Origin of the sequence: Methanoculleus marisnigri JR1, from assembly GCF_000015825.1 — an archaeon.
GTDB classification, from domain to species: domain Archaea; phylum Halobacteriota; class Methanomicrobia; order Methanomicrobiales; family Methanoculleaceae; genus Methanoculleus; species Methanoculleus marisnigri.
Genome location: NC_009051.1, coordinates 1715479 through 1735963, shown reverse-complemented (window position 1 = coordinate 1735963; position 20485 = coordinate 1715479). Strand labels below are relative to the sequence as shown.

Annotated in this window: 19 protein-coding genes; 8 read left to right on the top strand and 11 right to left on the bottom strand. The window is 64.3% G+C overall.

Annotated elements, in window-relative coordinates:
• Window positions 1-149: 149 nt before the first annotated feature.
• The 4 genes from cfbB to cfbA are packed head-to-tail and all read right to left on the bottom strand — an operon-like array spanning window position 150 to window position 4151.
• Window positions 150-1517 carry a Ni-sirohydrochlorin a,c-diamide synthase gene (cfbB, locus tag MEMAR_RS08515; protein WP_011844572.1) on the bottom strand — a complete coding sequence of 456 codons (1368 nt, stop codon included), beginning with the start codon at window positions 1515-1517 and terminating at the stop codon, window positions 150-152.
• Entirely contained in the window at window positions 1514-2578 is a 1065-nt protein-coding gene (gene cfbD, locus MEMAR_RS08510; RefSeq protein WP_011844571.1) for a Ni-sirohydrochlorin a,c-diamide reductive cyclase catalytic subunit, read from the bottom strand. Before cfbD ends, cfbB begins: the two co-directional genes overlap by 4 nt.
• 2 nt (window positions 2579-2580) lie before the next feature.
• Window positions 2581-3738, bottom strand: a complete 1158-nt coding sequence (gene cfbE / locus MEMAR_RS08505) for a coenzyme F430 synthase (protein WP_011844570.1) — start codon at window positions 3736-3738, stop codon at window positions 2581-2583.
• A gap of 5 nt (window positions 3739-3743) precedes the next feature.
• Window positions 3744-4151, bottom strand: a complete 408-nt coding sequence (cfbA, locus tag MEMAR_RS08500; protein ID WP_011844569.1) for a sirohydrochlorin nickelochelatase — start codon at window positions 4149-4151, stop codon at window positions 3744-3746.
• A 75-nt stretch (window positions 4152-4226) separates the two neighbouring features.
• Here cfbA and MEMAR_RS08495 point away from each other — a divergent pair, with 75 nt between their 5' ends.
• The 8 genes from MEMAR_RS08495 (at window position 4227) to MEMAR_RS08460 (ending at window position 9436) form a co-directional block, all read left to right on the top strand.
• Window positions 4227-4724 carry a PDDEXK family nuclease gene (locus MEMAR_RS08495; protein WP_011844568.1) on the top strand — a complete coding sequence of 166 codons (498 nt, stop codon included), beginning with the start codon at window positions 4227-4229 and terminating at the stop codon, window positions 4722-4724.
• Window positions 4721-5860, top strand: coding sequence for a methanogenesis marker 9 domain-containing protein (locus tag MEMAR_RS08490; protein ID WP_048063810.1), 1140 nt, complete (start codon window positions 4721-4723; stop codon window positions 5858-5860). Before MEMAR_RS08495 ends, MEMAR_RS08490 begins: the two co-directional genes overlap by 4 nt.
• Complete coding sequence (locus MEMAR_RS08485) at window positions 5829-6653, top strand: triphosphoribosyl-dephospho-CoA synthase (protein WP_048063809.1); 825 nt, start codon at window positions 5829-5831, stop codon at window positions 6651-6653. The genes MEMAR_RS08490 and MEMAR_RS08485 overlap by 32 nt, the downstream gene beginning before the upstream one ends.
• Window positions 6641-7210, top strand: coding sequence for a DUF447 domain-containing protein (locus MEMAR_RS08480; protein WP_052291876.1), 570 nt, complete (start codon window positions 6641-6643; stop codon window positions 7208-7210). Before MEMAR_RS08485 ends, MEMAR_RS08480 begins: the two co-directional genes overlap by 13 nt.
• Before the next feature lie 156 nt (window positions 7211-7366).
• Window positions 7367-7813: a fasciclin domain-containing protein gene (locus MEMAR_RS08475; protein ID WP_011844564.1), complete on the top strand. Its 447-nt coding sequence runs from the start codon at window positions 7367-7369 to the stop codon at window positions 7811-7813.
• A gap of 186 nt (window positions 7814-7999) precedes the next feature.
• Window positions 8000-8428, top strand: coding sequence for a fasciclin domain-containing protein (locus tag MEMAR_RS08470; RefSeq protein ID WP_011844563.1), 429 nt, complete (start codon window positions 8000-8002; stop codon window positions 8426-8428).
• Window positions 8429-8539: 111 nt separating this feature from the next.
• Entirely contained in the window at window positions 8540-8971 is a 432-nt protein-coding gene (locus MEMAR_RS08465; protein ID WP_011844562.1) for a fasciclin domain-containing protein, read from the top strand.
• Window positions 8972-9010: 39 nt separating this feature from the next.
• On the top strand, window positions 9011-9436 hold the full coding sequence (locus MEMAR_RS08460) for a fasciclin domain-containing protein (protein ID WP_011844561.1): 426 nt from the start codon (window positions 9011-9013) through the stop codon (window positions 9434-9436).
• 6 nt (window positions 9437-9442) lie between these two features.
• On the opposite strand, the gene uvsE is transcribed toward MEMAR_RS08460, so the two are convergent.
• The 7 genes from uvsE to MEMAR_RS08420 all read right to left on the bottom strand — a co-directional run bounded on the left by uvsE (window position 9443) and on the right by MEMAR_RS08420 (window position 20282).
• Window positions 9443-10348 (bottom strand): UV DNA damage repair endonuclease UvsE, encoded by a 906-nt coding sequence (gene uvsE / locus MEMAR_RS08455; protein ID WP_011844560.1) that lies wholly within the window; start codon window positions 10346-10348, stop codon window positions 9443-9445.
• A 34-nt stretch (window positions 10349-10382) separates the two neighbouring features.
• Entirely contained in the window at window positions 10383-11267 is an 885-nt protein-coding gene (locus MEMAR_RS08450; RefSeq protein ID WP_011844559.1) for an HhH-GPD family protein, read from the bottom strand.
• A gap of 565 nt (window positions 11268-11832) precedes the next feature.
• Entirely contained in the window at window positions 11833-15612 is a 3780-nt protein-coding gene (locus MEMAR_RS08445; protein WP_011844558.1) for a bifunctional RecB family nuclease/DEAD/DEAH box helicase, read from the bottom strand.
• Window positions 15613-15878: 266 nt separating this feature from the next.
• Window positions 15879-16484: a fasciclin domain-containing protein gene (locus MEMAR_RS08440; RefSeq protein ID WP_011844557.1), complete on the bottom strand. Its 606-nt coding sequence runs from the start codon at window positions 16482-16484 to the stop codon at window positions 15879-15881.
• A gap of 97 nt (window positions 16485-16581) precedes the next feature.
• Window positions 16582-18045 (bottom strand): thioredoxin-like domain-containing protein, encoded by a 1464-nt coding sequence (locus tag MEMAR_RS08435; RefSeq protein WP_011844556.1) that lies wholly within the window; start codon window positions 18043-18045, stop codon window positions 16582-16584.
• A gap of 62 nt (window positions 18046-18107) precedes the next feature.
• Entirely contained in the window at window positions 18108-19004 is an 897-nt protein-coding gene (locus MEMAR_RS08430; protein WP_011844555.1) for a hypothetical protein, read from the bottom strand.
• 471 nt (window positions 19005-19475) lie between these two features.
• Window positions 19476-20282 carry a UbiA family prenyltransferase gene (locus tag MEMAR_RS08420; protein WP_048063808.1) on the bottom strand — a complete coding sequence of 269 codons (807 nt, stop codon included), beginning with the start codon at window positions 20280-20282 and terminating at the stop codon, window positions 19476-19478.
• Window positions 20283-20485 lie beyond the last annotated feature (203 nt).

Sequence of the window (20485 nt, the reverse complement as noted above, 5' to 3'; positions counted from 1 at the left end):
GCACTTCGCGGCTTCGCGCTCTTCGCGTGAGGTTGTACTGCCCCTCTGTACCGAAAAACTCACGCGGTGTGCGAGTGAAGCGAGCATGAGCACCGAAGGTGCGAGCCACGAAGAATGCGAAGTCTCAAAAAAATATCGCCTGCGGCCCGTCAGCCCCGGCAGCAGTCCGTGAAGTGCGCGAGCATCCCCCTGCTCGCCACCGGGTGGAGGTGCGTGTAACTCCCGATCGTCCGGTCCCGGACCGCACCGTCGAACCCCCCCCGGATCCCGCTCCCCCGGCTCAGCCGGTAGGCGAACCGCGTCTCCGGCGCGAGGTCGACGCTGCTGTAGTGGAATTCGTGGCCGCGGAACGCCGCCTCGCCCATCGGGCTCCCTGCCGCGCTCGTCCCGACGACATAGCCGAGCATCCGGCGTGCGGGCATCCGGGTCTCGCCGGCAAAGACTCCGGCGAGGTCGTAAGATCGCTCCTCGCCCGCGTCCATGAAGCCGGGAGCAAGAACCATCCGGTCGGTGAGGTAGATCAGCCCCCCGCACTCCGCGTAGATCGGCGTGCCGTTCCGGGAGACCTCCCTGAGCCCCTCCCGCATCGCGGTGTTCGCCTCGAGTTCCGCGCCGAAGAGTTCCGGGTAGCCGCCGCCGAGGACGTAGCCGTCGGCCTCCGGCAATGGATCGTGGATCGGGGAGAACGGAACCGTTTCGGCCCCGCATGACGCAAGGATATCGAAGAGATCGGCGTAGTAGAAGTTGAACGCTTCGTCGAGCGCGACGCCGATCCTGACATCCGGGTCGGCCGCCGCGTAGACGGAACCTTCCACCGCCGGCGGCTCGCCCTCCCGGGCGAGCGCGAGCAGGGCGTCCGCATCGACGTGATCGGCGATCATCCGCTTCACCGTCTCGATCCGGGTGAGGAACTCCCCGTGCTCCTGCCCTTCGCGGTAGGGGACGAGGCCGAGGTGGCGCATGGCAAGTTCCATCTCCTCCGTGCGGGGGATGACCCCGACGACGGGGATACCGCAGTAGTGCTCGATCGCACGGACAGCCTTCTCCCGGTGCCGGGTTCCGGTGACGTTGTTTAAGATGACCCCCCGGATGTCGACGTCCGGGTCGAAGGCCAAAAAGCCCTTCACGATCGCCGCCGCGCTCCGGGTGATGCTCCGGGCGTTGACGACTAAAACGACCGGCAGGTCGAGTTGTTTCGCGATAGCGGCCGTGCTCCCGAGGTCGGTGAGCGCTTCTGCGCCCTCGAAGAGCCCCCGCACTCCCTCGACGACGGCGACATCCGCTCCCCGGCACCCGTGCGCAAAGACCGCCCGGACCTCTTCTTGGCTCATCACGTAGCCGTCCAGGTTCCGGCAGGGCCGCCCGGTCACCCCGGCAAGGTAGGAAGGGTCGATGTAGTCCATCCCCACCTTGAAGGTCTGGACGGCCCGGTCGGTCGAGAGGAGGGCCGAGAGCGCGAGCGTGATGCTCGTCTTCCCGCTCCCGGAACGGTCGCCGGCGACGAGGAAGGACTTCATCGCATGCTCCGGAGGACTTCCCCGAACTCGCTTGCGACGATATCCCGGACGCCGAGGGTCTTCGGGTGCAGGTCGATCTCGACCATGACGTGCCGGTGCCCCATCTCCCGGAGCGGCGCCACCTGCCGGGGGCCGTTCGTGATCGAGAAGACCTCGATGCCTTCCGTGTACTCCGGCGGAACGGCGTGCGGAACCCCGACCATGAGGGCGAAGTCCGGAGCAATCTCCCGGAGCCGCTCCCCGATCGCAGGGCCGTTTGCCCCGTACTCGTCGAGCGCCCCGAGGAGTTCGGGATCGACCCCGCGCTCCCGCATCCCGGCGAGGATCCGCCCGGCGTCCTCCCTGACCTTCGGGAGGCCGCGGTCTTCGAGATTCGCGACGTAGGTGACCGCGGTGTCCGGGCAGGCGTCATGGAGCGCGATGAGCTCGTCGGCGAACATGTAGGCGGTCTCTTTCTTCGCGTTCATGACCGCAACCCCGGTAGCACCCGAGTCGGCGAGTTCGACGAGCCGCTCTGCTGCGACGTGCTTGAGGTCGCCGCGGGACGGCTCGATGTAGGCCCGGGATGCCGCTCCCCGCAGCCGCTCCACCTCGTTTGCCTTCGCTAAAAGGTATCGCTGGCGTTCCAGTTCGTCGGCGCTGATCCAGCCTGCGGCAGCGGCGGGCTCGAGCGTCGCAAGCACCCCGTCGATGTTCTCCCGGAACCCGGCATGGATGTCGACGGCGATCGCCGGGGTCGCTACCCCCGCGTCGTGGATCGCCGACTGGAGATCCTCGCCGATGATCATCGAGACACACGTCCCGACGACCGCCATCCGGCGGGGCGAGAACATCTCCTCCGCGTAGCGGAGCACCCGCATCAGCGGATCGTGCCCGCCGAAGATGAACTCGTTGTCGGCAAGCGACGTCGTCAGCACCCGCATGCCGTCCTCTTCGAGGAGACGGGCGTGCTTGAACGAGCATCCCGACGGGCCGTGGAGGATCGCCACGTCCACCCCCAGGTCGCGGGCGGTATACAGCGCCGCGACGATAGAACTCGGTCTTGGTTGAATGTAGTCCATACTTATCTCCACGTCTTTACCGCGAGGACGATCGCGCCCGTCGGGGTGATCTCTCTGGCGGCATCGAGCCCCTCCTCAAGCGTCGCCGCTGGGTGCCCTTCCCCGACGTAGACCGTCTCCGCAGGAGCGACGGTCGATACCGTCCGCAGGATCTCGTTCCTGGAGAACCCCTCGCAGACCGCCCTGCCCTCCTCGCCGATGACTATGGTCAGGGGTGCGTTCCCGGAGAGTTCCCTTGCGTAGCGGGCGGCTTCAATGGTGTTCATCATGTTCGTCCCGCTGTTTGCATTGTCGACGATCAGGATACCTCCCTCCCGCCGGGCCGCCATCCGGCCGGGCAGGGCGGCAAACCCCCCGAGCGGGGAAGGGTCGACCCCGAGCACGCATGCGGTCGCGGTCGCGAGCGCGAGCGGCATCCGGTAGCCCGGAAGGGTGCAGAGCGGGTTCTCAAACGATCCGGCGATCCCGTTCCCGGAGTAGCGGCAGGTCTGCCCCTCGAAGGATACCATACTGTCGGCCGCGACCGCTCCGGGGAGGTCGATCCCCGGCGGGAGCACGACCGTCCGCGCCCGGGAGAGCAGCCGGCACTTCTCCGCGATCGCGTGCTTCTTTCTCGCCGCGACCGGATAGTCGTCCGGCGAGGTCAGCACCGCCACGTCCCCGGCGGCGGCGACTCCGAGCGACTCCTCGGCGACCAGCCAGCCGCCGATCCGTTCGGCCTCGCGCCCCGCCGGGATGAGGGAGGCAGGCGTGATGCTCTTCTTCCAGAGCAGTTCCCGCTCCGGGTAGCGGTAGGTTCCGGTCGAGGTGTGCAGGATTCCGGGCCCCGGCAGCAGCATTGCGAGGGCGTGGGCGGTCGTGGTCTTCCCCCGCGCTCCGGTGATCTCGATGAAGGGGTGTGGGAGCCGGTCGTCGTCGAGAATCCTCTTCACCGCCTCATGGTGCGAGACTGCGGGGCCGTGCCGCCGGAGAAGAGGGTGATCGGGATCGAGATGGACCGGTGCGGTGACGAGATCGTAGGTCCGGACGAGCGCCTCCTCGATGGAGATGCCGGCCAGCCCCCGGTAGACGTCCACCTCGTCCACCTGGTGGCCGGCACCACGGAGTGCCCCGGCGAGCTCCGCCCCGCCGTGGATGGTATCCAGCACCAGGATTCGCATATTGTTCAGGGTTTCAGTTCGGCGATCGCGTCGGACGCGTTCTTCAGCATCAGTTCGGCAAGGAGCGGGTCGCTGCCGATGGGGTTCGCGTAGACGAGCGGCACCGCCTTTCCGTTCAGCTGGAACGTTCCGCACCGCTCTCCTTTCGGGAGGCCGAGGAGTTCGGGAATGTCCTGGTTGATGTGGACGCCTTTTGCGAGGAAGAGCGGGACGACAACCAGCATCTCGATATCCTCACGCCGGAACGCTTCGAGCTGCTCCTCCACCGTAGGGGTGTTGAGGCTCATGAATCCGGGTTTTATGATGTAATCGCCCGTCTTTTCGGCGATGAGCCTGGCGGTGGTCTCGATAAGTTCCTTATTGTAGGGGAGCTTGCTCCCGTGTCCGACCAGTAACATGCCTTTAAGTGCCATATATTACAAGGTACTACGATGCTATATTAAAATAATTACCGATTGTTTTTAAGGCCCCGATCCAAAACTTATCTGATGGCAAACTTCGAACGGGAGATCACCTATTGCATCAACCGATTCTTCACTCACCGGCAGATTCACGGGTTCGCCTACCGGCTCAAGCAGAGCAAATTCAATACCCAGTACGTCGATGTCCTCGTGGACTCCCTCGACCCCCGCTACTACCTGGCCATCGAGTGCAAGTCGATATCGGGCAAGAAACTCTACTTCTCCCAGCACTTCCACTCCGACAAAAACAACGTCCACCAGGTCGACGCGATCAGCGACTTCATAAAAAAAACCGGTCGCCGGGGGTTCCTTGCCGTGGAGTTCCGGTTCGGTGCGGGGAGGGCGAAGGAGGCATACCTCATGCCCTGGGACGTGGTGCTCCGGTATTACGGCAACGTCCCCGGCATCTCGATAGACGATTTCCGGCTCTGCTGCGCGCTCGACCGCTCCGGTGAGGAGTACGACCTGCCGGGACTCGACACAAATCAATATCCTCTCTCACCGCCAACTGATGGAGAAGTATGATGGAAGCATATGATCGTTTTGAACTCCTCATAAACGATCGGATCGTGAAAACACCGGTGGCAATAGCATCCATGGCCGGGATCGTGGATGCGGCATACGTTCTCGAGCGGGCCGACCATGTCGGGGCGGCTTTCATCGGGGGCTACTCGATCGACGCCCCCACCATCGAGGCAAGCCGGCGGATGGCAGAGGAGGGTCGCAAAGAGTTTTTGTACGACGACCCGCTCGAAGCGCTGGGCCGCGAGATCGACGCCCTGAAAGAGAGTGACGTCGTCATGGGCATCAACCTTCGCGGGAGCACCCCTGCCTCCTACGCCGAGGTCGCCCGGGCGTTCGAGGACGCCGTGGTCTACGAGATCGACGCCCACTGCAGGCAGCCGGCGATGCTCGAGGCCGGGTGCGGCGAGCATCTCCTCCGAAACCCGGCAAAACTCGCCGAGATCATCCGGGCTTTGAAAGCCGAGGACGTGACCGTCTCGGTGAAGATCCGTGCCGGTGTCGCTGCCGACGACGCAGTTCTCGCCCGCACCGTCTGGAAGGCGGGGGCGGATATCCTCCACGTCGACCTGATGGACTTCGGGCATAACAAGGTCCGCCAGATCCGTAACGCCTCCCCTTTGACGCTGATCGCGAACAACTCCATCACCACCTTCGATAAAGCGATGGACGCTTTCTCCCACGGGGCGGACCTCGTCTCGCTTGCCCGGCAGTCCGATACCTGGACGCTCGCCGGCCTCGATGCCGCCATCACCCGGTCGGCAGAGGAGGGCGGCTGGTACAACGCCCCGAAACAGCTCTGCCGCGGCGGGGACATCAGGGCGCTCACCTTCTGCTGCATGCCGGTGAAGGCCTGCCCGCTCCTCCCGGCCCTCGATAAGGTCGGGCTCTCCCGCGACGACTACCTGAAGTTCAAGCAGGAGGCGGTGAAGGGAACCCCGCTCGAAGACGGGAAGAGCACCTGTTTCGGGAGCCTTGCCTGGTGCTGCAAGATCAGTTCTCCCTGTATGTTCCGCAACATGACGCTCGAGAAGAAAGGTCTCTCCGCGCGGGAGTACATGCGGTGCAAGCACCACCTCTCCGAGAAGATCATGCACAGGATATTCGATGAAGAAGAATCTGCCGATGAATCGAGCTGAACATGCGCAGATGGCGATGATGCTCGAGGTCTGCGCCTACCCGAAGCCCGGGAATGTGGATAGGTGCCACGACTATCCGGATACCCGTCTCGAGCATTTCCTCGCTTCGGCCATTCTTGCCCGTCCTGTCTTCGATGCGGCCGAGAAGACAGGCGGCCGTGTCGGGACCCTCATCCGGGAGGCGGTTCAGTGCACGAACGGCCATTCCGGGGGGAACACCCACTTCGGGGCGTTTCTCCTCCTCATCCCCCTCGTCCTCGGCGGAGATATCGACGGGGCGCGGGCAGTTGTCGCCGCGACCGACGTCGAGGACGCGGTCGAGTTCTACGCGGCGTTCGGCCTCACGAGCGTCCGGATGGCGGAGAGCGACGACCTGGACGTGAACGACCCGGCCTCGGTCGCCGCCATCCGGGAGCGCGGCATGACGCTTGCCGACGTCATGGCCTACTCGGCGCCCCGGGACATGGTCGCACGGGAGTGGACGAACGGATTTGCCCTGACCCGCCGGTGCGCCGACCTGCTTCATGCGCACGGGTGCGGCAGGGAGTCGGTCGTCGCGGCGTTCCTCGACCTCCTCGCCACAGAGCCGGACACCTTCATCGCGAAGAAGCACGGGGAGGCCGTGGCGGAGAGGACGATGCGGTCTGCGGCCGAGGTGCTCGACGGGAAGCGCGACCTTGCCGCCTTCGATGCAGAATGCGTCCTGGCCGGGATCAACCCGGGCTCGATCGCCGACATCACCATCGCCGGGATATACGTGGCGCTCGGGGAGGGATGGCAGTGGGACTGCTGACCGAGGGGATCAACGAGGTGATCGCGACAACCGACCACAACGCCGCTCCCATGGGGATCATCAACCGGAACGGCTCCCTGCACATGGTTCTCTTCCGGGGCAGCCACACCGCCCGGAATATCGCCCGGGATCGCCGGGTGGTGGCGAACTTCGTCTTCGATCCCGTGATCTACGTCAAAACCGCGTTCGGCGACCTTCCATTCGACGCATTCGTCTCCGAAGATATCGACGGGACGGCCGTCTTCCGACTTCGCGACGCGGAGGCCTGGGCCGCGTTTGCCGCCGATGTGGAGCGGTCGGGCGACGAGTCGATCGTCGTGCGGCTCAGCCCCTTGAAAGAGGAGGTGCTCGGTCTCCGTCTCCACCCGGTGAACCGGGGGTTTGCGAGCATCGTGGAGGCTACCGTCCATGCCACCCGCTACGTCAGGAACCGCGACCCGTGGCTTGGGCGGCTGATCGAGCACCACAGCGGCCTCGCCCGGAAGTGCGGCGGCGCCCGGGAACGGGAGGCGCTCGAACTCCTCGAGGGGTATATCGCCGACCTGACCCGCGAGTGACGTTTTTTTATGCCCGGCTCGAACTGCCGAGACAGCCGGAACTCCCTGTTCTTCCCGGGAGGCGGGTATCTCTCCGGAATTCTATGGTATTGGGCATATAATAATCCCTATATATGAGAACATACCACGAACCGCCCCACAGGGAGGTACCTGGTAATGGCGAAGATCTTTGATACGTTGCAGAACGACGGCAGGTTCGGCCGGCTCGTCGAGATCATCCAGACCCTCGGCGAAGAGAAGATGCTGCAGGGCGAGGGGCCGATGACGTTTTTTGCTCCGGTCGACTCGGCATGGGATGCGATCCCCGAGCCGAACCGGGCGATGATCTTGAACGACAAGCAGATGCTCTCGCACCTGATTGACTTCTTCACGATCGGCAATCATAAATGCACGCTTGAATCGCTCCTCTCAAAGAACGTCGTGCAGACCGTCGAAGGGAATACTCTCATGGTCAGGAGTACCGAGCGGGGCACGCAGGTGGACGAGGCCGTCGTGCTCGAGGGCGACATCGAGGCGGAGAACGGCATCATCCATGCCCTCGACAGCGTTCCTTTCACGACGCTCTCGCAGGCTTACGAGGCCTACATGGCCGTGAGCGAGTGAGTCCGGGCGGGGGACCGCACCGTCCGGCCGAAAACCCCTTTTTCGGGTATGGGGCGTACTCCGACTCCTCCCGGCGGGAGATGATAGCAATATACGGCGCTTTTCTCAGCCGATGCCCTCTCCCCGGGCCCGCGCAACCATGTCCGTAATTTTATATATTTGGCCAAATGATCCGGGGAGTTACCCATGAAGAGTATCTTTGAGACGGCCCGGGAAGATGGCCGGTTGAGCACCTCCGTTGCGATGCTGCAGGCCGGAGGGATGGCGGAGACGCTCCTGGAAAGGGGGGAGTATACGGCATTGTTTCCGACGAACGAGGCGTACTCCGTGTTTTCCCGGGAGGTGCTGGACGCCGTCGCGGCCGACCTGGATCGGCTCACGGAGATGATCAGGTATCACGTGATCCAGGGCAAACTCACCACGCACGAGCTCTCGCGGATGGAGGCGATCAGGACGCTACAGGGGGATCACCTGGATATCACGGGCACTCCCGGCGCGATACGGCTGAACGATGCCGCCGTTATCCAGCCCGACATCGAGTGCACGAACGGTATCTACCATGTCATCGACAGGGTGCTCCTGCCGCGGGCGGTCGAGGCGCGGGTGAAGCGGTAGGTTCCTGTCCGGCGGCGAAGACCGGCAGGAGACCGGTTCCCCGAGCAGTGCGGAATTATCCGTAGTTATATATACTCATGCCCCTTCAACTCCCGCCGGGAGTTGGTTCAAATGAAGAGTATCCTTGCGACTCTGCGTGAATCGGGATCGTTTGACGTTTTTCTTGACCTCGTACGGACGGCCGGCATGGAGGAGCGGTTGAGCACCGAAGGTCCCTATACGCTCTTCGTCCCGGACGACGATGCGTTCCATGAGATCTCCCGGCCCGAACTCGAGGCTATTCGCCGGAACGCCGACCGGCTCGGCGATACCCTGAACTACCATATCGTCCCCGGCGTACATTCCATGATTGATCTGCTCGGCATACGGACGCTCCGGTCGCTCCAGGGAGGTGACCTGGCCGTGGAGGTTGCGCCGGAGGGGGTGCTGGTCAACGACGTGGCGGTCGTGGAGGCCGATGCGTGGTGCACCAACGGGATCTGCCATGCGGTCTCCGCACTGCTCCTGCCGCCCGTTGCAAGAGCCGTTGCCGTACACGGGTAGCCGGAACGTATAAGTAATCCGGTGCGGGGAGAGAGCAGCATGAAGAACATCATCGATACCCTGGAGGACTCCGAGAGCCTCAGCGTGTTTCTCGATCTGGTCCGGATTGCCGGCATGGAACCGATGCTCCGCGAGAGGGGGCCGTACACGGTCTTCGTCCCGACGGACGAGGCGTTTTCGAGGGTTCCCAGGGATCGGATGGACGAGATCCGCCAGGATGCGGACAAACTCCTCCTGATCGTGAGTTACCACGTCGTGCCGGGGCAGTTGACCTCGGAGGATCTCCGGAGTATCGGCGCCGTCAGGTCGAGCCTCGGGACGGATCTCGTCCTACGGTCGTCTGACCGGGGTATCACCGTCAACAGCGTCCCCATCGTCGAGACAGATGCGTTCTGCACGAACGGCATCTGCCACGCCATCAGCGCGGCGCTCGTCCCGCCGACGCTGGAGATCGTCACTCCCTGACCGGACTTACCGCTCTCGTGCCGGGAGGAACCGCCCGTCCCGGCGGGCCATCCCGACGGCGGCAAGAGCGCTCTTCTCTTTATCCTTGATCTCGAGCATGATATCCATGTCCGTCGGCACGGTCCCGGCGAGGAACCGCTCGAAGTCGGCGATATCAAGGGTTTCCGCGTGCCGGCCCTTCCGGCCGCCGGGCATCGGGGTGCTGTAATCGATCATCGGAATGCCGTCGTGAGGCTGCCAGGTCGCGCCGGAGAGTTCGACCGCTTCGGCCACCCCGGTGCCCGAGGGGTTGAGTTGGTGGTGGAAGACATCGAAGAGCACCGGGATGCCGGTCTCCTCGTGGACGCGGAGGCAGTCGGCCAGGGTGTAGCGCGAGTCGTCGTTCTCGACGACCAGCCGGCGGAGGACGCTCTCGTCGAGGCGGGAGTATACGCTCGCAAACCGTTCCATGCTCGCCTTCTTATCGCCGTAGACCCCGCCGACGTGGATCTGGACTTTCGCGGTTCTATCAAGGCGCATGGCATCGAGAAGGGCGGCGTGGTAGCGGAGTTCCGCGACGCTCTTCTCAACGATACCGGGGTCTTTCGCGTTGATGACGACGAACTGGTCGGGGTGCATGGAGATTCGTATCCCGTGCTCGCGGACGAACCGGCCGATCCCGCGAAACGTCTCCGCGAAGGTCTCCTCCCACGGGGCGGTGCAGACCGGATGCGACGCGAACGGCACGAGGCCGGATCCGATCCGGAAGAAGAGGATGCATTCTCTCCGGTTGAAGCGGAGGATCTCACAAAGACAGCGGAGGTTCTCCCGGACGGTCTCCTCCAGCCGTTCGTCGGAGTAGGAGGAGAGCCTGAACGTGCGGCCCGAGGAGCAGCCGATGCTCCGGTTGATGCACGGGTAGCCGATCTTCATGGCTCTCCCGGGTGATCCCGTACGGGCATCAACCTTACCTACAGGTGTACGCACCCTTGCTCTCGGCGACGAACCCCTCTCGCGCGAGGTCGCCGAGGATCTTCTTCACCCGTCCGGGCTCTTCGCAGAGCCGAAGGATCACCTCCTTCTCCGTGACCGTCCCCTCCTCGAGGACGAGCGCGAGGATCCGTCCCCTGATCTGCCTGTCGGACCCCTCGAACCGGCTCTGCCGGGAGTAGGAGGCGCTCCGCCGGTTCGGGTTCGCCGTCCGTTTCTTCAAGACCGTGCCGTAATCCATCAATGAGCTGTACCACTCCCGCGGGTTCTCACGGTAAAGCGTCCTCTCCACGAGCGGGAGGATCTCGTCGTCCCGGACGCCCTCCCGGTCCTGGAAGAAGAAGTGGATGAAGATCCGCCGGATGTTCGTCTCGACATAAACGACCGGCAAGTTGAATGCGTACGCGCAGATCGCCGACGCGGTCGCGTTCCCGATCCCGGGGAAGGTCGCGAGCGTCTCGACGTCGGCGGGAAGGTCGCCGCTGTATTCCTCCACGACGCGCCGTGCGGTCTCCTGGAGCGCGATTGCCCGGCGGTTGTAGCCCATCCCCTGCCAGGCGAGGAGCACCTCGCTTCTCGGCGCACGGGCGAGGCTCGCGAAGTCGGGGAACCGGTCGAGGAACTCACGGTATCTCACGACGACCCGCTCGACCTGCGTCTGCTGGAGCATGATCTCGGAGACCAGGATCCGGTAGGGATCGGTGGTGTGCCGCCAGGGGAGGTCGCGGCCGTGGGCCCGGAAGTAGGAGAGGATGAGGTCGCGGAAGAGGTCGATGGTCTCCGGTGTCGCCCCCTGCTCCCGGACGGCGTCGAGGAGCCGGCGTTCGCGCTCGTTCTGTTCGGGGTCCAGGCTGCCGATCACGGTATGTTATCTGTCTGACGGGGGCAAATAGGTTGGGCCCCCGGGGGGGTGAGTTATCCTCAAACTCAATAGGAGGCTTGATTGATGAAAACCCGGGTGTTGAACTCGGGTCAGTTGCTCGCTCATCCGCGGCTTTTCCATCGGGTATCGCCACGCACTGCCCCCGCCCCCCGGGGCGGGGTGCGACGGGGCCATAGGGCCGGAGCATGAGCACCGAAGGTGCGGAGGAGGAGGCCGAAGGCCGGGCGGGGTGGGGGACGAAGGGAACGGCCCCTCAATCAGATCCAAAGCACCGGATATGCAAGTAGGAGACAGGGGAAGAGGGGCAAGCCCCCCTCCCCGTCAGCCCCTCGCACCTAACGGTGCTCGTGCTCCTGCCCTTCAGCCAGTCGCACTCCCCCAATGGCGATATCAGGTGGAAAGCCGTGTATGGATTTTCTACAGACTCGACACCAATTTCATTGATCAAGCTCAGGATTTACGCCTACCGATGCGAAGAGTTATCCTTTCGGGCAGGAAGCCGTTAGAACGCTCTTATTCTCACAGCGGGACCCGACGAACCCCCTCACTCCACCCGCGCCCGCATCACCGTGAGCCGGACGCCCTCCTCGCCGTCGAGGTCGAATGTCCGCGTATCGCCGTGCGCCCGGCAGAACTCCTGGAGGTCGAGCATCTGCCGGAGCCCCTCCGCCGCCTTCTCGTTCTGCACCAGATCAAGCGGCGGCTCAAGGAGCGGCCGGGGCAGGAAGACCACGCACTTCGCCCGGCTCCGGGTCAGCGATACGTTCAGGCGGTTCCTGCTGTAGATGAACTCGGCCTCGCGAAGGGCGGTCTCGACGTCGCTCACGCCGTAACTGATGATCGCGCTCTCCGCCTCCTGCCCCTGCATCTTGTCGACGGTGTCCACGAACGGCGGATACTTCCAGTCCCGCACCCCGGCGAGACTGTTCTTGATGGCGCCTATCTGTGCGTGGTGCGGACTGACGATGAAGAGCCCGTGCCGCCAGAAGCGGTAATCTCCGTCCTCCGTCGCCGGGTAACGTTCTCCCGAGCCGGGGTCGAGGAGCCTCTCCCGGAGTGTCCCGGCCAGCCGGGCGGCCAGCGCCGCCTCGACCCGGTTCTCCACGGTCGTCCGGACGCCCTCGAGAACGCAGAGCACGAGCGGGTATGCCGGATCGAGGACCCATTCCATCCACTCCTCCAGTGGCGAACCGGGGGCGAGGGCGAGCTGCTGCGCTGCGATCGCGTCGGTCGCGGAAGCGTACCCGGTTCCGTAGAGCGTCTCCGCCGGGAACCGCGAGAGGGTGCGGTTCATCCGCCAGTTCTCCTGGAGCTGGCAGGTGTAGACGGGGCGGCCGGGGTCGTCGCGGTGCCGGAGGTAGGCGAAGACGGAGTCTTCGAGCCCGGGGAGACCGTCAACCGGTGCCGGATACGCCCCCTGGACGACCGGCGGGAGCTGGAGGTCGTCTCCCGCGAGGACGAGCCTTCCGCCCTGGCCGAGCATCGGGAGCACCATCGCGAGTTCCGCCGCCCGCATCTGCGACGCTTCGTCGACGATCAGGAGATCGAGGGACGGGAGGGACTTCTCGAGTTTTGCGAAACCGTGCACCGTCCCGCCGAGGAGGAGGGCCGGGTAGCCGACGACGGTCTCGGCCCGGTCGTGGGGCAGCACCTCGAGGCTCCGCTCCCCGCCGGCCGTCCGGATATCCCTCAGTTTGTAGATCGGAAGGCCTGCAGTAAGGCCGAACGCGTCGACCGACGCCTGCACCTTGACGAGCAGGTTCTCGACGGCCGCGTGGGTGAACGCCGCAACCCCCACCCGGATCCGCTCCCCGTGCGCCCGCCGGGCTTTGACGAGCGAGAGGATCGCCGTCGCGAGGAAATGCGTCTTCCCTGTCCCGGGCGGCCCCCAGACCAGGGTCAGGCGGTTCTCCGTCACGTGGGAGAACGCTGCATTCTGGCTTCTCGTGAACCCGGCATCGCGGGCGAGCCGTCCGGCGTCGGTGACGACCTCTCCGGGCTCGGGGATCGGTGCGGCGAACCCCCGCGGGTCGCGGAGGAGGCGGATGAAGGCGTTCTCCGGCTGCTCGTCCAGGGCGAGGAGGCGGTCGACGTAGCGCGGGACGGTGAAGTCCGTGAACCGGGGGTGCAGCACCGCGAGATCGCCCTCGGAGAAGGGTGCGTGGTCGCGGGGGTGGGTCACCTCCAGCACGAGCCCCCTGACCTCCCCGGCCGTCCGGTCGACGATGGTGTCGCGGACTCTTGCGAAGCAGACCCCGCTGTTCCCGGGGTTTGGGCTGCTCCGGTAGCGGAGGTCGTCGAACGCCCGTTCCGCCTCCTCGCCCGCCTCGCCGTCCGGCACGAGGAGGTGACTGAACGCCCGCGACTGCTCAAAGAGCGAGAGATCCAGGGGGGCGAGCACCTTCCAGAAGTTCCCCTCGCTCTTCTTGAGGGGGATGCTGATGCCGTCACGGACCCTTGCAGCCCACGGCCTGCTCCGCAGCTCCTGCACCCGACGGGCGCCCATGGTCGACTCGTACTCCGCGATGAAGAGAAGGCGGGATATCTCGGGCGTCGCGGCGTCCCACGAACCCGGGAACCGGAACTTCTCCGCCCACCGCACGAGTCTCTCCTTCGTTCGTTCGCGGAGTCCGTCGAGGACGCTCCCCGCGGCGAGCAGGCGGCGCGAGACCTCCTGCCGGATCCAGTCCGTAGCCTCCGGCCGTTTCCCGTGCCAGGCCATGATGATGGCGTCGCTCTTCATGGCGTTGCCGTGCTCGTTCCAGAAGAGGGAGCTTGGGTCGAGCCGGTACGCGAACCGGGAGGAGGGGATTGCCGCGAGAACCTCGGGCAGGCGGAGCGTGAACGGGACGGGAAGCGCGAGCAGTCGCCGGATCTCCCGTGTCAGGACGACGACCGGGAAGGGGACGGACGTGCTCGGGTGGCTCGACCCGAGAGCGATGCCGGGATCCTGGTAGTAGAACCGCAACCGGAGAGCGTCCTCGGCGGTCACGGGGTCGTCGAGCGCCTCTTCGAGCAGCCGGGTGAAGAGTTCCTCCTCGTAGGTGTCGTAGACGTAGGTCTGCACCGACTCCTGTTCGGCCCAGTCGCGGCCCCGGTTGTATTCGTCGACGGCCTCGAGTTCCGCGGCGAGCGCCCGGACGAACTCCCGGCGCACCCGGGTGCAGTCGCCGGGATCCGCCGCGACGAAGATTTCTTCGTGCGAGGGCGTCCCGTAGACGGCTTTGCCTCTGCTCCGCCGGAACCCGAGGGCGTATATCCGGCCGGATACGGGGTCTTTCTGGAGCGTCAGGACGACGGCGATATCCTCGTAGACGGGGAGTGCGAGCGAGGTCGCGGCGAGCGAAACGACTTCCCCTGTGGTGAGTGCCCGGACGGTCGCCCGCAGGCGGTCGCCCTGGCCGGCGAGCGACCCGCAGTTGTCAAGGCAGCCGTCGCTCTCCGGGTCACGGAGGAACGCCTCCAGGTCGGAGAGCGCATTGATCGAGAGCCCGCCGTCCCAAGGCGCCTCCCGCAGGTAGCGCCGCCCGATGGGCGAGAGCCCCGGGATCTGCGAGACCGAGGAGGAATCTTCCGCCTCTGCGCGGCAATGGTGGTAGAACTCGCAGGACTCGCACCGCGAGGTGAGGTGCCAGGGCACGTCCCCCGGTGGGGCGGTGAGGATACCCGGGAGGCGGTGGCGGAAGAAGTCCTCGATCACCCGTATGTTGAGGTTTAGATCGAAGGGTTCCGGTTCGTCCTCCCCGTAAAGCCAGATCCCCGCCCGGTTCCGGTCGACCCGGAGATCGAGCCCGAGCAGGTCCAGGGCGTGCTCGAGGATCAGGGCATACAGCGTCGCCTGGATCCGGTGGCTGACGCTGAGTTCTTCGCTTGCCTTGATGTCGATGATCTGCAGGCGACCTTCTTCATCGACCCTGACGAGATCCGGGCGGCAGGGGGAGAACCGGTGCATCCTGGGGTCAAGATCGTAGCTCTTCAGGAAGTGGATCGAGACCGGGATGGTCGTCTGGTAGATTGCCTCACCCGGCGAGAGCCCGGGGAAGAGGTTAAAACTCTCTTCGATGGAGAACGACCGCCCCGAAATCGGCCCGGCCCCGTCCGGGAGCCGGACCCTGCCCGCGAGTTTCGTCCGGATCACCTCCTCCTCCCACCGGATGCCGGCATCGAGGAGGGCTCGCGTCACCGGGCTCGTGTCGATCGCGGCCGCCGGGATGCCGGCTCCGGCGCGCTCCTGCTCCGGGGTCGCGTGGTAGCGGAGGTGGCGTTCGCAGTCGTGGTAGAAGAACCGGCCGATGAGCGACGGGCTGAGGTTGAAGCGTGGCATGGACGAACTCTGGGATGACCCTCTTTGCGATTCTCTGTTTGTGCGGTCGTGGGAAAACAGTTGTTATTCGTGGTTTCTTTAACGATCCGCTACAATGGAGGTTCGCGACGGATCGACCTCGACCGGTTATCCCGCCCGATGTTCCCGGGGTGGTTCCGGGAATGCGCCCGCGCCTTTGAAGGAACAAGCCTGCAGGTACGAGCACATTCCGTATACCAACGTATACGCCTTGTCGCACCCCCGGGAAGAGGGTGATCGCCTTGCCCTCACCCGGTCGTGTTCGCCGTCACGTTTGCGGGGGTCTCGTTCGTCGGCGACAGGGTCACGTCCGGCGGGATCATGACCGCATCGATGGCGTGGATGACGCCGTTCGCGGCCGGAATATCTGCCCGGATCATCCGTGCACCGTCCACCGTCACGCTCTCACCGGCGGCGTCGACGGTGATTGGATTGCCCTGAACGGTTGGAACGGTGTCGCTTGCGGCGATCTCGGCCGCCGTATAACTCCCCGGAGCCATGTGGTAGAGCAGGGTCTCCGCGAGGTTGCCCTTCGGATCGTCGAAGAGTTCTTCCATCATGGTCTCCGGAATCAGGTCAAAGGCCTCGTCCGTCGGCGCAAAGACGGTGTAGGGGCCCGGCCCGGCGAGCGTCCCCTTGAGTCCGGCGGCACCGAGCGCGCGGTTGAACGCCGAGAAGTTGCCGTCCCGGGCCAGCATCTTGGCGATTGTCAGATTTGCGCCGGCCGGCGTTTCGGAAGGTGTTTCGTTCGTCTGGTTCTGGACGTCGTCTCCCGGCAGGCCCGTGCAGCCGCAGATGAGAACCGCCGCTCCGATAGCCAGAACGGTTATGAACAACGCGCAATTGGTTTGCATGGTTCCTCCTGGGGACTGTATGTTCCGCCCCTCCTCTCTCGTTGCTCCTACATAAAGTACTGGTCTCGGGCATCCGGCGTTCGGGTCACGGGTAACTCTACTTCCAGAGCGCCAGGGTCGAGACGATGTGACGGACGGGATCGTAGACCCTGACGATATGGTTGCCGGTGTCGGCGATATACCAGAGTCCCCCGAAGTCGACCAGACCGCCCGGCTCGTTCAGCCTCGCTTCTCCCGAGAGTCCGTCCCGGTAACCACGGTCGCCGTCTCCTGCCCGGGTGAGGACCCACCCGGTCTCCGGGTCGAACTGCTTGATCTTGTGGTTGCCCGTGTCGGCGATGTAGAGCGATCCGTCCCTGTAAGCGATGCCCGTCGGTCGGTGGATACGCGCCATCCGGGCGATGGTGTCGAGATCGCCGAAATCTTCAGGGGAGTGTCCGATACGGGTCTCGACCATTCCCCGCTTGATGCGGCGGATTGCCGAAGCCCCGCTGTCGGCGACAAAGAGTGCCTCGCCGTCGGTGACGATCCCGGTAGGCCCGGCGAAGGCGGCCTTGTCGAGCGCCCCGTCGACCAGCCCCTCCCGACCGGAACCGGCATATGGCTCCACCTCATAGGTGGCGAGATCCATCCGCCAGATCTGGTTTGCCCCCGCCATTGCGATATAGAGGTGGCCGCCCAGCAGCGCGAGATCCCGCGGCGCGTTCAGCGCGGTTCCGGTGCCCGGTCCGCCTTCGCCAAAAGACGGGGCGGCAAGGCCCGTCCCGGCGTTCGTCGCGACCCTCCGCTCAGTAAAGGAGACCCGGCGGATCGTGTGGTTCCCGGTATCCGCAACGTAGAGGATACCCGCCTCTTCGTCGAACGCAAGGCCCTCCGGCAGGTAGAATGCGGCTTCGTCGAACGGTCCGTCGGCGTTTCCGGCAGCCCCGGAGCCGATCGTCTCCAGGATCTTTCCGTCCCCGCCGGCGACGACGATCCGGTGATGCCCGGTATCGCTTATGAAGAGGCGCATCCCGGCGTTGTCCGCCGCGACTTTGCCGGGACGATATAGGCTCGTTTCCCTCGCCGTCTCCGGGGCGGTTCCCGGCGACAGCCGTCCTTTCTCAAGCATGCCCCGCTGCCCGAACTCCGTCGTTAAACGGTCGATCTTCGGATTGAGCCTCCCGTAGAGTCCTTCACCGCCGGTCTTCCCGACCATGTTCCCCTCCGGGTCGATGAGGACGAAGGTCGGCCAGTCCCTGATGCCGAAGGTCTGCCAGAGCAGGCGATTGCGGTCGATGGCGACGGGGTGCTCCAGTCCGGCACGGCGCACGGCCTCCCGGAAGTTCCCGCCGACCGCGGCGGATTCAAACCCGGGATAATGAACTTCGACGACCACCAGCTCGGGATACCTCTCCTCGAGCCGCCGGATGTCCGGTGCCAGCCGCATGCAGTTCGAACAGGTGAACGTCGCAAACGAGAGCAGCACTACCCTGCCCGAGAGATCGCGGACGGAGAGGGGACGGTCGATGTTGAGCCACTCGAGACCGGGGGGGAAATCAGGCGCGGCTATCGGTGTCATGCGACACCCTGTGGCAGTTTGAGGTTATGAATGTTGGCGAGGATCGGGGTCGGGCCGAACCGTCATGCAGGCGGCCCGGCGTATGCCGCCCGCGGCGCGGCGAGCATCTCTCTGCAGAAGTTAATCGCCGCGGGAACCCTGCTCTTCTGGTAGACCACGGGTTTTATGCGGGGCGTCTTTGAGACGTCGGCGATCATCCCAAAGACCTGCGGCCAGGGCACCCTGTCTTCCGGCGACGGAGGCCGGAGATCGTTGTGGATATGAAACGCCCGCAGGGAATCGGGCGGAACCTCGCCAAGAGATCCGGGAAAGTCCTCTTTCGCGGCGGCGTGGAGGTGCCAGGGATCGAGTGCTATCCCGGCCAGCCCGGCGATCTCGGGATGGATATCTTTGAGTGTCGCCCAGAACGACCGTATCTGGCTACCCGTGGAGATGCTCTGGTCCTTATGGTGCTCGAGCAGCACCAGCGGTTCCGTCCCGAAGGCGTTCCAGTGGGCGGCGATCAGGGCGTGCATCGCCGTGACGATATCGGCGTGGGTGTTCCTCCGGTCGCCGGGGTGAATCTCGATTATCTCCGGGGGGATACCCAGAAAGTCCTCGATCTCAAGGAGCATATCCCCGAAATCAGCCACCCAGCCGGGGTCGCGCCACCGCAGGTTTGCCGTCGTCTGCCTGCCGTGCGGGTCTCTCCTGGGGATGGCCGGTTCGGTGTGCAGGAGGTATCTGAGGTTGCCCGGAAGGGCCGTATCCTGCTCGTAAAGGAGTTCGACGGACGATCGGTTGAGGATCGACCCGATCTCCTGCCCCGTCCGCTCCACCTCCGTTTTGTTCTTGACGAAGTCGGCAGGGATCTCGATATACGCACACCCGAGCGGCTCGGCGAGGCGCCAGCGCTCGAGGAGCCCGCCCCGTTGGGTCACCTCCGTGACGTTCGGGTAGATGTAGTCCGCACCCGGCATGACAGTCCGGCTATAGCGGGGGGACCACAAAAACGTTGGGGATCCCGATCCCTCCTCCCTTCCGCCCGGCGGGAGCGGTCTCTGGAGATATTGCCTGACGAACGGCGCAACCTTACTGTGCAGGCCCCGGGGGCTGCCTGCGCCTGTCGAGAACCTGCGGACAGACGAACAGTATGTCCACGGGAGCGTGGATGTAGGCGCAGTAGGCGCACCCGGGATCATAATACATGCATGAAGTGCATCCCCATAGTTGCGGCTTCTCCTCTTTCTGCAGCAAGAGCCCTCCCGTTTCTGCATCGTGCAACGTATGCATCCCCCGCTCCTGTGCCTCGGGGTATTGAGCATCGGGGTTACTCTTCAGCGGATCGCTGCCGCGGGGAGATCTCATGTCGTACCCTAAGATGCTCTCCGGCTGCCAGACATTTATTGTGTCGATGAATTTTCACCTCTTCAATGAATCTTCACGGCTGTTCATACCGGGAGATACTGAACTGCAAGGGTGAGGAGGTAGAGGATGATGGCCAGCAGGATGAACTGTCCGTCGGCAAACAGTTCAAAGAGGAGTTTTTCCTTCACAAGCCGATGGAAGCACAGGAGGTAACCCTGAACGTAGCCTATCCCCGCAGCCAGCAACAGTGCCGGATAGACACCCGACAGGAACCCGCCGACGAGCACCAGCGCGGCTCCGGCTGCCAGGTTCATCCCCGTGAGGAGGAGGAGCGTCCTCCGGGGGCCGAGGATCGTCGGGAGCGTTTTGACGCCCGACGCCATGTCGCCTTCCACATCCCGTATGTCAAAGACCACGGTGTTGATGAAGACCAGGAAGAAGAAGAAGGCGGCGACGATGCCGGTGGCGAAACCTGCGGGAAGGCCGGCGTGGAGGACCGGCAGGAGCGCCGGAGGGACGGCCCAGGAGAACGCCACGATAAGGCTCTTCATCAGAGGCACCTCTTTCAATCGCCGAAACCCGAGCCGGGCGGGAAAGAGCGGTACACTATAAACGATCCCGGCGACCAGGGGCACGGTCGTGACGAAGAGGCTGTCGATGCCCTGAATGAAGGAGAGGCAGAGGGCACTGATGTAAGCGCCGACTGCGGAAAGGAAGAGGATGACCTCGTACTCCTTTGTGAAAGCATACCGTTCCGTGTGATTTATGGCGTCCTCGTCCTCGTCGGTCTTGCGGTTGAGGTTGTAGACGGCGAATACGACGAGCATCAGTATTGCCGCCGCAACCGGGTCGAAGGGGAGGCCGTGCAGGAGGCACGAGATATACACCATCGCCACTCCTGCTATAGATAGATACAGGGAACTGTACACGAAAAGTTGGACGACGATCTGTCGGGTTGGTTGGATCGGGTTGGTATTATTTGCAAATCCGAACATGGAGTGTTTTTCAGAGAACAGGTGAATATTTATTACTCCGACGAAGATTCATCACTTCGATGCGTTGCGGTATTTAAACACGTTATTTCAGCAAAGAA